The organism is Nitrospirillum iridis, assembly GCF_014205765.1.
In the GTDB taxonomy this organism is placed as follows: Bacteria; Pseudomonadota; Alphaproteobacteria; order Azospirillales; family Azospirillaceae; genus Nitrospirillum; species Nitrospirillum iridis.
In genome coordinates this window covers 56,061-68,139 of the sequence record NZ_JACIIZ010000004.1, presented here as the reverse complement: position 1 = coordinate 68,139, position 12,079 = coordinate 56,061, and the positions used below count along the sequence as shown (strand labels likewise).

12 protein-coding genes are annotated in these 12,079 nt (G+C 67.2%); 5 read left to right on the top strand and 7 right to left on the bottom strand.

The window, feature by feature from the left end:
- Window positions 1-54: 54 nt before the first annotated feature.
- Complete coding sequence (locus tag FHS74_RS07930) at window positions 55-1,107, top strand: permease (RefSeq protein ID WP_184799247.1); 1,053 nt, start codon at window positions 55-57, stop codon at window positions 1,105-1,107.
- Window positions 1,108-1,182: 75 nt separating this feature from the next.
- Here the strand turns inward: FHS74_RS07930 and FHS74_RS07925 are convergent, their stop codons facing one another.
- The 6 genes from FHS74_RS07925 to FHS74_RS31395 all read right to left on the bottom strand — a co-directional run bounded on the left by FHS74_RS07925 (window position 1,183) and on the right by FHS74_RS31395 (window position 7,923).
- The gene (locus FHS74_RS07925) at window positions 1,183-2,097 is read right to left on the bottom strand and encodes an alpha/beta fold hydrolase (RefSeq protein WP_184799245.1); all 915 of its coding nucleotides are present in this window, start codon (window positions 2,095-2,097) and stop codon (window positions 1,183-1,185) included.
- A 107-nt stretch (window positions 2,098-2,204) separates the two neighbouring features.
- Window positions 2,205-3,131: a formate dehydrogenase accessory protein FdhE gene (gene fdhE / locus FHS74_RS07920; protein WP_184799243.1), complete on the bottom strand. Its 927-nt coding sequence runs from the start codon at window positions 3,129-3,131 to the stop codon at window positions 2,205-2,207.
- Between the two features lie 78 nt (window positions 3,132-3,209).
- On the bottom strand, window positions 3,210-3,884 hold the full coding sequence (locus FHS74_RS07915) for a formate dehydrogenase subunit gamma (RefSeq protein ID WP_184799241.1): 675 nt from the start codon (window positions 3,882-3,884) through the stop codon (window positions 3,210-3,212).
- Window positions 3,881-4,795: a formate dehydrogenase subunit beta gene (fdxH, locus tag FHS74_RS07910; RefSeq protein WP_184799239.1), complete on the bottom strand. Its 915-nt coding sequence runs from the start codon at window positions 4,793-4,795 to the stop codon at window positions 3,881-3,883. The genes FHS74_RS07915 and fdxH overlap by 4 nt, the downstream gene beginning before the upstream one ends.
- Window positions 4,795-7,317, bottom strand: coding sequence for a formate dehydrogenase-N subunit alpha (gene fdnG / locus FHS74_RS07905; RefSeq protein ID WP_484549472.1), 2,523 nt, complete (start codon window positions 7,315-7,317; stop codon window positions 4,795-4,797). Before fdnG ends, fdxH begins: the two co-directional genes overlap by 1 nt.
- A gap of 12 nt (window positions 7,318-7,329) precedes the next feature.
- The gene (locus FHS74_RS31395; protein WP_484549471.1) at window positions 7,330-7,923 is read right to left on the bottom strand and encodes a hypothetical protein; all 594 of its coding nucleotides are present in this window, start codon (window positions 7,921-7,923) and stop codon (window positions 7,330-7,332) included.
- A 438-nt stretch (window positions 7,924-8,361) separates the two neighbouring features.
- On the opposite strand from FHS74_RS31395, the gene FHS74_RS07900 reads away from it, so the two are divergent.
- Window positions 8,362-8,895, top strand: a complete 534-nt coding sequence (locus tag FHS74_RS07900; protein ID WP_184799235.1) for a methylated-DNA--[protein]-cysteine S-methyltransferase — start codon at window positions 8,362-8,364, stop codon at window positions 8,893-8,895.
- 22 nt (window positions 8,896-8,917) lie between these two features.
- Here FHS74_RS07900 and mce read toward each other — a convergent pair whose 3' ends face one another.
- Entirely contained in the window at window positions 8,918-9,334 is a 417-nt protein-coding gene (mce, locus tag FHS74_RS07895; protein ID WP_184799233.1) for a methylmalonyl-CoA epimerase, read from the bottom strand.
- A 208-nt stretch (window positions 9,335-9,542) separates the two neighbouring features.
- Between mce and FHS74_RS07890 the strand changes: the two genes are divergently transcribed.
- The 3 genes from FHS74_RS07890 (at window position 9,543) to FHS74_RS07880 (ending at window position 12,078) form a co-directional block, all read left to right on the top strand.
- The gene (locus FHS74_RS07890) at window positions 9,543-10,556 is read left to right on the top strand and encodes an NADPH:quinone oxidoreductase family protein (RefSeq protein WP_184799231.1); all 1,014 of its coding nucleotides are present in this window, start codon (window positions 9,543-9,545) and stop codon (window positions 10,554-10,556) included.
- Window positions 10,557-10,649: 93 nt separating this feature from the next.
- Window positions 10,650-11,285 carry a TetR/AcrR family transcriptional regulator gene (locus FHS74_RS07885; protein WP_184799230.1) on the top strand — a complete coding sequence of 212 codons (636 nt, stop codon included), beginning with the start codon at window positions 10,650-10,652 and terminating at the stop codon, window positions 11,283-11,285.
- Between the two features lie 112 nt (window positions 11,286-11,397).
- Window positions 11,398-12,078: a type 1 glutamine amidotransferase domain-containing protein gene (locus FHS74_RS07880; protein ID WP_184799228.1), complete on the top strand. Its 681-nt coding sequence runs from the start codon at window positions 11,398-11,400 to the stop codon at window positions 12,076-12,078.
- Window position 12,079: the final 1 nt, after the last annotated feature.

Sequence of the window (12,079 nt, the reverse complement as noted above, 5' to 3'; positions counted from 1 at the left end):
CGGACGGGCTTGCCGTCCGTCGCCCCCTAATTTATGCCCCGGACGCGGATCCCCATGGAATTGACATCCCCCAAGCCGCACAAGCTTCCCCCCTGGGTGGGGCCCGCCCTCGTGGCGCTGATCGCCGTGGCCGGCCTGTTCTACGTGAAATGGTCGCCCTACTACGCCCGCGCCTTCGTGGCGGCGACCAACCACGCCATCGGCAAATCCATCCTGATGGGAACGGAGGCCAGCGCCCCCGCCCCGTCGTGGGAGACGGCGGTGGCCTATGCGCTGGCCTACGGCAAGGCCATCTGGCAGGCCATGGTGCTGGGCCTGCTGCTGGGCTCCGCCATCCAGGCCTTGCTGCCGGTCAACTGGGTGGCCCGCACCCTGGGCCGCACCGGCTTCGGCAGCGTGCTGGCCGGGGGCCTCTTGTCCCTGCCCGGCATGATGTGCACCTGCTGTGCGGCCCCCGTGGTCCTGGGCCTGCGGCGGCAGCAGGCCTCCCCCGGGGCGGCCATGGCCTTCTGGCTGGGCAACACCATCCTGAACCCGGCGGCGTTGGTCTTCATCGGCTTCGTCCTGGGGTGGCAGTGGACGGGCCTGCGCCTGGGCCTCGGCCTGGTGATGGTCCTGGGCCTGGGCATGCTGGTCAACCGCCTCAGCCCCATCCCCGACCAGCAGGCCGCCCTGCTGGCGCTTCAGGCCGAGGCGGAGGCCGAGAACCCCTTCGCCCGCTGGCTGCGCATCCTGGGCCGCATGTCCCTGCGCCTGATCCCGGAATACATCGTCATCGTGCTGCTGCTGGGGGCGGCGCGCGCCTGGCTGTTCCCCACCATCGGGCCGGAGATCGGCAACAGCTTCGCCTGGATCGCCGCCTTCGCCATCGCCGGCACCCTGTTCGTCATCCCCACGGCGGGTGAGGTGCCCATCATCCAGGCCATGCTGTCGCTGGGCATGGGCGTGGGGCCCGCCGGCGCCCTGCTGATGACCCTGCCGCCCATCAGCCTGCCGTCGGTCGCCATGCTGGCCCGCACCTTCCCGCCCAAGGCGCTGGCCGCCGTCGCCGCCGGCGTGGTGATCCTGGGCATCGTCAGCGGCTATCTGGCGGTGGCGCTGTTCTGAGGGTGGGGACAGATCGATTTGTTCCGCCGTGCGATCGCCTCAGACACGTCCATCTGAAGCGGTCGCACCCCGGGTTCATGCATCCAGATGGGCGCGGATCAGGGGGGCCACGTCCTCGGCATGGCCACTGAACAGGCCGCCGGACCAGGGCAGGTCCATGACCTGGATATTGGACGCGACACCGCGCGCCCGCGCGGTGACCGCCGACATCGCCTCCTGCGGATTCAGCACCAGGGTCGGCTGTGTCACCTGGCGCAGCCCGCCGGCATAGTCATACGCGAAGGCGGCATCGTGGCCCCATCCCCGGTGCAGCGGGTCACGGTTCATCTCCCAGAACAGCTGCCAGGCCAGGTCGTCACCCAAATCCTGACGCATGCGCCCGAATTTGGCCCACACCTCGGGCAGCTTGGCGGCGGCCTCATCCAGGCTGCCGGGATGGTCCGCCGCGAGGCGGGACTTGTAATCAGCGATTTCCTGCGGGGTGAATAGCGGGGCCGCATGCAGAACGATGCGCCGCACCGCCCTGGGCCGTTGCCGCGCCAGTTCCACCGCCGTGGCCGACCCCGTATGGCTGCCGACCAGATCCACCCGCGTCAGCTGCAGCGCATCCAGAAGATCGGCCATGGCGCCGGCGAAATCGGCGATGGTCGATGGCTGGGGCGGACGGTCGGAAAGGCCGAAGCCGGGATTATCGGCGGCGATCACCATCCGGTCCGTCCCCAGGATCGGCAGGAACCGGCTGAACCCCACCCCAGACCCTGGCGAGGCATGCAGGCACAGAACCGGCACCTTGCCCGTGGGCGTGGCGGGTTTGACGAAGCGGTAATGGATGACACCGAAACGGCAGGAGGCCATGTCCTGCCGCACGTCGCCGGGCGTGGCCGACGGTGGCGTCGTCCCCGCCGCCGCCGATGGTTGAACGCTGGCGGCGAAGCCCGCGACGGCAATCCCTGCCAACATCTGACGGCGGCCTACAGCATCGGCGGTCATGGGGCGCTTCTCCCTTGTTGCCATGAAGCGCCACCATAGGTCCGCCAGGACCGGCCAGGCATGCCCTTGGCCACCGCCTCACCACCACGTGGACGGGGGGGGACCGTTTACGCCAGCAGCAGCGGGTTGGGCGCGTGGCGCAGCCAGCCGACCTCGGCCACCATCAGGTCCAGGCCCAGGCTGGCCAGGTCGTCGGCGTAGGGGTCCAGCTTGGGGTCCTTCCCCGCGTACAGCATCTTCGCGTAGGTGTGGCAGTCGTCGCAGGTCTCCACCTGCACCGCACCATTCTCCCCCTCCACGCTTTTCAGCGACAGGTGGGCGGACTGGCCGCAGGTGATGCACACCGCCCGCACATGGTTCCAGGCGGTGGAGCAGAGGGAGCAGAACAGGTAGCGCACGCCCGGCGTCTTGCCCGAGGCGGTGATCACCCCCGCCACCGCCGTGGAACCGCAGCACGGGCACAGGTTGCGCTCCGGCAGCAGGGGCACCTCGGCCGCTTCCAGGCCGGCCGCCAGCTTGGTGAAATAGACCTGCAACGCCGCGGCGATGAAGACGGCGCGGCCGGCATCGTCGGGATTGACCTCACCATGCAGGAAGTCGTCGGCCAGCCGTTCCAGCGTTTCCTCATCCACGTCGTTCAGGCTGTCGATGACAGCGGCCACTAGTTCCGGCATGTCGGGTAAACGATCAAAGTAGCGCAGGATCAGGGTCAGCGCCTCACGCCACGCCATGTCGCGGTCGTGTCCGTCGGCGGCCAGGGGCGGCATGCCGGCAGCCGTGGCCTTGGCGACGTCGTCGGCGTCCGGCTCGGGCACCTCGATCATGTCGGCGGCCTCATGCTGAGCCTGTGACAGCTCGCTCAGGAAGCTCAGCCATTCGCCCATGGGGTGGTCGACGGCCAGCACGCCCAGGCGGCCCGAGGTGCGGGCGAAACGGGTGGCGGGATCGGGCAGGATCACGGGGTCGGGCGCGCTGACGCCGCCCTGCGGGTTCCCTATCCACGGCGCCTTCGGCGCCACTTCACCCTGTCTCATGGTTGGAACTCCTGGAAAAGCAGTCGGGGCGCGGACCTCTCGGCCCCGCGCCCCGTGATAGATAGGCGCCGATACCGCTCAATGCTCGCGGAATTTGGCCGTGCTGTCCGGCGTCGGGCCGGGGGAGCCGCTGGCGGCCAGTGATTTGAACCACTTGCGGTGGTGCCGGTAGGCCCAGCCGGGCGTGACCCAGCCATGCAGCATGGCCCGCATGGAACCCTTCACCCACAGCGCGGCATAGACATGCGCGATCCAGATCAGGATGGCGCCGATGGCCGCCATGCTGTGGACCAGCACGGCGACGCGCTGCGTCTCGATGGAGGTCGCGTCGCCGAAATACACCTCCCAGATCAGCAGGCCGGTGACGAACAGCACGGGGATGATGAGCACCATCCCCCAGAACACCACCTTCTGGCCGGCGTTGAAGCGGCCGACGGGCGGCACCTCCTCCTCCCGGTTGTCCAGCACCTTGTCCAGCTTTTTGGCCCAGGCGGTGTCGTCCCGGTTCCACAGATTGTCCCGCCAGAACTGGACGAACAGCCCGGCGAAACTAACCACCAGGCAGACGCCCAGCCAGGGATGGACCGCCCGCATCCACTGCCCGCTGCCGAACAGGGTCGACAGCCAGAAGAAGACGGGGTGGAACAGGGCCAGGCCCGACAGGGTCAGCAGCACGAAGCAGAGGCCGGTGAACCAGTGGTTCAGGCGGGTGACGGTGGCGTTGCGGACGATGGTTCCCTTGGGATAGCTCATGGCGCGTCCTTTCCCTTGCCGGAGAGCTCCCGCCGCGCCGCCGCCTCATCTTCCTCCGTCGTCTCATTGGGACCGGCGACGACGGAATGGACGAAGGCGCCGATGGCGGCGAAGGCCAGGCCCGCCAGCGCCACCGGCTTCAGGAAGCCCTTCCACGCCCCCACCAGCGCGCTGATGTGGGGCTTGTCGGGCAAGCCGGAATAGAGCGACGGCTTGTCGGCATGGTGCAGCACATACATGACGTGCGTGCCGCCCACATCCTTGGGGTCATACAGGCCGGCGTTGGCGAAGCCGCGTTCCTTCAGCTCGGCGATACGCTCGCCCGCCCAGTCCTTCATGTCGTCCTTGGAGCCGAACATGATGGCGCCGGTGGGGCAGGTCTTCACGCAGGCCGGCTCCAGCCCCACGCCCACCCGGTCGGAACACAGGGTGCACTTGTACGACTTGTGGTCCGTCGGGCTGATGCGCGGGACGTCGAAGGGGCAGCCCTTCACGCAATAGCCGCAGCCGATGCAGTTCTCGCTGATGAAGTCGACGATGCCGTTGGCGTACTGGACGATGGCGCCGGGGGCCGGGCAGGCCTTGAGGCAGCCCGGATCCTCGCAATGCATGCAGCCGTCCTTGCGGATCAGCCACTCCAGGTTCCCCTGCTCGTCCTCATACTCGGCGAACCGCATCAGGGTCCAGGTGCCGGGGTTGAGGTCGTGCGGGTTCTCATAGGCGCCGTGGAACTCCTCCATCTCCGGCCGCAGGTTGTTCCATTCCATGCAGGCGGATTGGCAGGCCTTGCAGCCGATGCAGCGGCTGACGTCGATCAGCTTGGCCACCTCAAGCTCATGGTGGCGCACCGAAGGCGGCGTCAGGTTGGTGGCCGACCGGCGGATGTAGTCTTGGGATTGAAGGTCGGCCATCACAGGCTCCCCCCTTTTTTCTGAGGACCATTCCGGGGCCCCTGGGCCACGTCGATGGCCGGGGGCGGGCTGGTCTTCTCGATGTTCAGCAGGAAGGCCTTGAACTCCGGCGTGTTGGTGTTGGCATCCCCGACGGAGGGCGTCAGCGTGTTGGCGCCGTAGCCCTTGCGCGCCACGCCGGTGAAGCCCCAGTGGATGGGGCAGCCGATGACGTGGGTGGGCTTGCCGTCCACCATCAGCGGCTTGATGCGCTTGGTCACGAAGGCCTTGCAGATCACCTGGCCGCGCTTGGACGACACCTTGACCCAGGCGCCCTGCTCGATGCCCTTCTCCTTGGCCAGAACCTCGCCGATCTCAACGAACTCCTCCGGCTGGAGGATGGCGTTGATCAGGGCATGCTTGGTCCAGTAGTGGAAGTGCTCGGTCAGGCGATAGGTGGTGCCGACATAGGGGAAGTCGCTGGACACCCCCATCTGCGCCCGGTCGCTGGCGAAGACACGGGCCGCCGGGTTGGACTTCACCTTGGGGTGCAGCACATTCTCCGACGGGGATTCGAAGGGCTCGTAATGCTCGGGGAACGGCCCCTCGTTCATCATCGTGCGGGCGAACAGGCGCCCGACACCCTCGGCGTTCATGATGAACGGCCCGACACCATCCGACGGCTTCACCGTCGGGCCGTAATCCGGCACGTCCACGCCCACCCATTTGCTGCCGTTCCACTCGATGACCGGCTTTCCCGGGTTCCAGGCCTTGCCCTCCGGGTTGGCGCTGGCACGGTTGTAGAGGATGCGGCGGTTGGCCGGCCAGGCCCAGGCCCAGTTGGGGGCGATGCCCGCCTCCCTGGGGTCCGAGGCGTCGCGCCGGGCCGTCATGTTGCCCTTGTCGGTGAAGCTGCCGGCGAAGATCCAGCAACCGGACATGGTGGTGCCGTCGTCGCGCAGCTGGGCGAAAGCGTCCAGTTGCTGCCCCGCCTTCAGCAGCGGGGCGCCGGTGGCCGGGTCGGCGACATCCGCCAGCGCGCGGCCGTTCATCTCCTTGGACACTTCCTCCGGCTCCGGCTCATGCGGATCGGCGTAGTTCCAGGTGAGGTTCAGCAGCGCGTCGGGGAAGGCCCCGCCTTCCCGGGCGTACATCGTCTTCATGCGGTTGTAGAGGCCGGCGATGATCCACAGGTCCGTCTTGGCCTGCCCCGGCGCGTCGGCCGCCTTCCAGTGCCACTGCAGCCAGCGGGCGGAGTTGACCAGCGTGCCGTTCTCCTCCGCGAAGCAGGTGGTGGGCAGCTGGAACACCTCCGTCTGGATGTCCTCCGGCTTCGACGGGTTCTGCGGGCCGTAGTCCTGCCAGAAGTTGGCCGTCTCCGTATCCAGCGGGTCCATGACGACGAGGTACTTCAGCTTCGACAGGCCCCGGCGGATCTTGCCCCGGTCGGGGAAGGCCTGCATGGGGTTGAAGCCCTGGCAGATGTAGCCGTTCATCTGCCCGTTGTTCATCATCTCGAAAGCCCGCAGGATGTCGTAGCCGTCCACGTCCAGCTTGGGCAGCCAGTCGTAGGCCCAGTCGTTCTCCGCCTTGGCGGCCGCACCGAACATGGCCTTCTGGAAGCTGACGAAGAACTTGCGGTAGTTCTGCCAGAAGCTGGTCTGCCCCGGGCGCAGGGGCTTGAACAGCTTAGTTTCCATGTACTTGTCGAAGGTGACCTCGCCATCCTTCGGCATGTTCATGTAGCCCGGCAGCGATGCCGAGAGCAGGCCGATGTCGGTCAGCCCCTGGATGTTGGAATGACCGCGCAGCGCGTTCATGCCGCCGCCCGCCACGCCGATGTTGCCCAGCAGCAGCTGGACCATCGCCATGGTGCGGATGTTCTGCGCCCCGATGGAATGCTGGGTCCAGCCCAGCGCGAACAGGCTGGTCAGGGCCTTGGCCGGTTCCGCCGTGGTGGCGATCAGCTTGCAGATCTCCAGGTACTTGTCCTGGGGCGTGCCGCAGATGCGGGACACCATCTCGGGCGTGTACCGATCGATATGCTTTTTCAGCAGGTTCATGACACAGCGCGGGTGCTGCCAGGTGTCGTCCACCTTGGCGTAGCCCTGCTCGTCCAGCTCATAGTCCCAAGTGGACTTGTCGTAGCTGCGCTTTTCCTCGTTATAGCCGCTGAACAGGCCGTCCTCGAAGGCGAAGCCGTCCTTCACGATCAGGCTGGCGTTGGTGTACGCCCGCACATAGTCGTGCTGGATGGCGTCGTTCTCCAGCAGATAGCGGATGACGCCGCTGAGGAAAGCGATGTCCGTGCCCGGCCGGATGGGGGCATAGATGTCGGCGACGGACGCCGTGCGGGTGAAGCGGGGATCGACAACGACCAGCTTGGCCTTGTTCTCGATCTTGGCCTCGATCACCCATTTGAAACCACAGGGATGCGCCTCGGCGGCATTGCCGCCCATCACCAGCACGACATTGGCGTTCTTGATGTCCTGCCAGGTGTTGGTCATCGCACCGCGACCGAATGTTGGGGCCAAACTGGCCACCGTCGGTCCGTGTCAGACACGCGCCTGGTTGTCGAACGTCACCATGCCCAGCGAGCGGGCCCATTTGAAGGTCACATAGGCCGCCTCGTTCGAGGCCGCCGACGCCGCCAGCATGCCGGTGCTGGTCCAGCGGTTCACCGTCGTGCCCGCCACGTTCTTGGCGATGAAGTTGGCGTCGCGGTCCTGCTTCATCAGCGTGGCGACGCGGTCCAGCGCGAAGTCCCAGCTGACTTCCGTCCATTCCGTGGCGCCGGCGGCGCGGTACTTCGGCACGGTCAGTCGGCCCGGGGCACGCACGATGTCCAGCAGGCCGGCACCCTTGGGGCACAGCGTGCCACGGTTCACCGGGTGATCCGGATCCCCCTCGATATGGATGACCGATGACCGCACGTTCTTGGCGCGGTCGCCCTGGCTGTAGATGAGGATGCCGCAGGCCACCGAGCAATAGGTGCAGGTGTTGCGGGTTTCGGTGGCGGCGGTCAGCTTGAACGGCCGGACGGAGGCCGCCAGCGCCGTGCCCGCCAGGCCGAAGCCCAACGCACCCAGGCTGGAAGCCGCCAGTCCCGCGCCGGTCAGCTTGATAAAGCCGCGACGACTGAGATCCATGTCTCACACGCTCCCGTGAAAAATCGGTCCCGTCGGCGCACCGGGGCTGTCCACGCAGGGCAAGCAGCCGCCGGTAGACGGGTTCAATATCATAAGACACCGGCTGGACCCGTCAAGGTATTGGCGGCGAATTTCTCAGGCGGTGAATGAACAAAGTGCAGCCGATAACCGTTCGCATTAACTAAATTCAGAAAATTTGTTGCGCCATTCGCACCATCTATTACTCAACCAGGGGTGTTTTTGCCCGCACGCCAGCCTTCTCCATCCATGGCGCTATATTTATTGAAATATAGCGCGTCCCCGGGGCGTCGGCGGACCTGAGAGCCCAGCCTGACCCCAGCTTGGACCCGGGCTATTTTCGCCGTTGCCGGGGGGCCGGGCGATTTGCCACCTTCCCCATGTCTGAGCCCCCCGGCCCCAGGGGAAGGAAGCCCACCCATGTCCCGCGACACGACCTATGCGTTCAAGCATCTGCCCTCCCCCGTTGGCCGGCTGACCCTGGTGGCCAGTGCCGAAGGTCTGGCAGCCATCCTGTGGGAGAATGAGCGGCCGGGCCGGGTCAAGCTGCCACCGCTGACCGCCGCCGTCGACCATCCGGTGCTGGTGGAAACGGAGTGGCAGTTGGCCGCCTATTTCCGGGGGGCGTTGCAAACCTTCACCGTGCCCCTGGCCTTCATCGGCACCGATTTCCAGAAGCAGGTGTGGCGGGCGCTGCTGACCATCCCCTATGGGGCGGTGCGCAGCTATTCCGACATCGCCCACCAGATCGGCAGGCCCACGGCGGCGCGCGCCGTGGGGGCGGCCAACGGGCGCAACCCTATCTCCATCATCGCCCCCTGCCACCGCGTGGTGGGAGGCAACGGCTCCCTCACCGGCTTCGCCGGCGGGCTGGCGGCGAAGGAATACCTGCTGGGGCTGGAGGGCGGCCTGCCCCACCCAACCGCGTCACGGCGACCCTCGAACGGGGATTGACGCCCCGCTCCACCGCCCCGGGTCAGTGTGGATCCTTCGGCGTCTCCATCAGTTCCACCAGCACGCCGCCCATGCTCTTGGGATGGACGAAGATGACGGGCGTGCCGTGGGCGCCGATGCGCGGCTGCCCGAGCACGGTGGCGCCCTTGGCGGCCATGTCGGCGGCGGCGGCATGGATGTCCGGCACCTCGAAACAGACGTGGTGCTGGCCCCCCTGCGGGAACTTCTTCAGGAAGGCGTGGATGGGGGAGGCCTCGCCCAGGGGCTCGATCAGCTCGATCTGGCTGTTGGGCGTGTCGATGAAACAGACGCGCACGCCCTGGGCCGGCAGATCAAAGGGCGCGCGAATCACCGTGGCGCCCAAGAGGTCGCGATAGACGGCGATGGCGTCCTCGATCGACGGGGTGGCGATGCCGACATGGTTCAGGCGGCCGATCATGGCTGGACACTCCCTTTTTCAAAACCAGGCCCACCAGCGCACTGCGGGCGGCCCTGTACGGCGCGATCCTGGGAAGGGGCCGGCGACCGGTCAATATGAATGATGGCATTGGGGATGGCCCCGGGGGGGATGAACGGGGGATGGACGCGCCCGCCTTCCTCCCCCACTCTGGCGCGCGATACGAAGATGCCGTCACGGGAGGACAGCGATGCGGGCTTGGCGCAGCCATCAGACGGGCGGACCGGACACCCTGGTGCTGGACACGGACGTGGCGCCGCCGGTGGCGGGCCCCGGCCAGGTGCTGGTCAGGGTCACCGCCGCCGCCCTGAACTATCCCGACCTGTTGCTGATCCAGGACCTGTACCAGGCGCGGCCGCCCCGGCCCTTCGCCCCGGGATCGGAGGTGGCGGGCGTCGTCGTCGCCGTGGGCGCCGACGTTGAGGGCTACACCGTCGGCGACCGCGTCATCGCGCTGGTGCCCCATGGCGGCCTGTCGGAACAGGTGGTGGCCGCGGCCGATGATTGCGTCCAATTGCCCGACGGCGTGGACGACGCCGCCGGCGCCGCGCTGCGCATCACCTTCGCCACCAGCCATTACGCCTTGCGCGACCGCGCCAAACTTCAGCCGGGCGAAACCCTGGTGGTATTGGGGGCGGCCGGGGGCGTGGGCCTGGCGGCGGTGCAGTTGGGCAAGGCCATGGGCGCCCATGTCGTGGCCACCGCGTCCTCCGCCGACAAGGCCGCCATCGCCAAGAAGAACGGCGCCGACGCCGTGCTGGTCTATTCGACCAGCCTGGACGACCCCGCGGCGGCCAAGGCCTTGACGGGCGACATCCGGGCCGCCTGCCAGGCCGTCTCCCCCCGGGGTGAGGCTGACGTGATCTACGACCCCATGGGCGGCGCCTACGCCGAACCGGCCTTTCGCGCGCTGGGCTGGCAGGGCCGCTATCTGGTGGTGGGGTTCACCGCCGGCATCCCCAAGCTGCCCCTGAACCTGACCCTGCTGAAGAACGCCGCCATCCTGGGCGTATTCTATGGCGAGTTCTCACGCCGCGATCCCGCGCTCCGCCGCGCCTACAATGACGAGATCATGGGCTGGCTGGCCGATGGCACCATCCGTCCCCATATCGGCCTGCGCCTGCCGTTCGAGCGCGCGCCGGAGGGGCTGAAGGCCCTGGGCGCCCGCCAGGCGGTGGGCAAGATCGTGGTGGAGGTGGGCTGAGGGTTGGCGCGGCTGGGAACCACCGCGAAAAAACCCTCCCCCCGGTGACAACCGTCACTAGACGACCGGTCTAATCGTGCTTATATCCGGCCCATGACGACCAAGCCCCATGCCCCCGACACCCGGCTTGCCGATACCCGTCCCACAGACGTTCGGCAGCACATCCTCGACACCGCCCAACGCATCATCGGCGGCAAGGGATTTTCCGCCGTCGGGCTGAACGAGATCCTGAGTGCGGCCAGCGTGCCCAAGGGGTCGTTCTACCATTACTTCGAGTCCAAGGATTCCTTCGGCAAGGCGCTTCTGGAAAGCTATTTCGATACCTACCTGACCAACCTGGACCGGCAATTGTCCGCCCCCGACAGGCCGGTGGCCGACCGCCTGCTGGCCTACTGGCAAAACTGGATCGATACCCAGGGTGATAGCGACACCGAGGGCAAATGCCTGGCGGTGAAGTTGGGCGCCGAGGTCGCGGATCTTTCGGAGGCGATGCGCGCCGTGCTGGAACGTGGCACCAAGGCCATCATCGTGCGCCTGGGCCAGGCGCTGGAGGATGGCGTCGCCGACGGTTCCCTGGACCTCCCCGGTGCCGCTTGCCCCACGGCGGAGACCCTGTACCAGACTTGGCTGGGCGCCAGCCTGATGGCCAAGATTTCCCGCAGCGCCACCCCGCTGGAGGCCGCGATGCGTGCCACCCGGGCCATGCTGCATCTCGACACCCACCCCTGACCCACGCCCCGGATGGGCGCCGTCGTCCCCGACGCCCCCACCCGTTTACACGACCAAACGACTAGACGACTGGTCTATTTCAATCTTGTGAACCCTGTAAGGAAACCGAGTCATGAAAATCCTGATGGTGCTGACCTCTCACGACCAATTGGGCGACACCGGCGCCAAGACCGGCTTCTGGCTGGAGGAACTGGCCGCCCCCTACTACGCCTTCACGGATGCCGGGGCCGAGGTCACACTGGCCTCCCCCAAGGGCGGCCAGCCGCCGCTGGACCCCAAGAGCAACGATCCCGCTTTCCAGACGGACACCACCCGCCGGTTCGAGGCGGACGCCAGCGCGAAGGACGCCCTGGCCCATACGCGTGTGCTGGCCGATATCGGCCATGAGGGCTTCGACGCCGTCTTCTATCCCGGCGGCCACGGCCCGCTGTGGGACCTGGCGGAGGATCAGCATTCCATCCGCCTGATCGAAGCCACCCTGGCGGCCGGCAAGCCGGTCGCCCTGGTCTGTCATGCCCCCGGCGTCCTGCGCCATGTGAAGGCGGCGGATGGCGGCCCCCTGGTGAAGGGCAAATCCGTCACCGGTTTCACCAACACCGAGGAGGAGGCCGTGGGCCTGACCCAGGTGGTGCCCTTCCTGGTGGAGGACATGCTGAAGGCCAATGGCGGCCTCTATTCCAAGATTGGAGATTGGCAGCCTTACGCCGTGCGGGACGGCCTGCTGATCACCGGCCAGAACCCGGCGTCTTCCGAAAAGACGGCCGAGTTGTTGCTGGCCGCGCTGTCCCACTGAC

Bases quoted from the DNA above. Each gene is read 5' to 3' on its own strand.
- FHS74_RS07930 (WP_184799247.1), top strand. From the start codon at position 55: ATGGAATTGACATCCCCCAAGCCGCACAAGCTTCCCCCCTGGGTGGGG.
- FHS74_RS07925 (WP_184799245.1), bottom strand. From the start codon at position 2,097: ATGACCGCCGATGCTGTAGGCCGCCGTCAGATGTTGGCAGGGATTGCC.
- fdhE (WP_184799243.1), bottom strand. From the start codon at position 3,131: ATGAGACAGGGTGAAGTGGCGCCGAAGGCGCCGTGGATAGGGAACCCG.
- FHS74_RS07915 (WP_184799241.1), bottom strand. From the start codon at position 3,884: ATGAGCTATCCCAAGGGAACCATCGTCCGCAACGCCACCGTCACCCGC.
- fdxH (WP_184799239.1), bottom strand. From the start codon at position 4,795: ATGGCCGACCTTCAATCCCAAGACTACATCCGCCGGTCGGCCACCAAC.
- FHS74_RS31395 (WP_484549471.1), bottom strand. From the start codon at position 7,923: ATGGATCTCAGTCGTCGCGGCTTTATCAAGCTGACCGGCGCGGGACTG.
- FHS74_RS07900 (WP_184799235.1), top strand. From the start codon at position 8,362: ATGTCCCGCGACACGACCTATGCGTTCAAGCATCTGCCCTCCCCCGTT.
- mce (WP_184799233.1), bottom strand. From the start codon at position 9,334: ATGATCGGCCGCCTGAACCATGTCGGCATCGCCACCCCGTCGATCGAG.
- FHS74_RS07890 (WP_184799231.1), top strand. From the start codon at position 9,543: ATGCGGGCTTGGCGCAGCCATCAGACGGGCGGACCGGACACCCTGGTG.
- FHS74_RS07885 (WP_184799230.1), top strand. From the start codon at position 10,650: ATGACGACCAAGCCCCATGCCCCCGACACCCGGCTTGCCGATACCCGT.
- FHS74_RS07880 (WP_184799228.1), top strand. From the start codon at position 11,398: ATGAAAATCCTGATGGTGCTGACCTCTCACGACCAATTGGGCGACACC.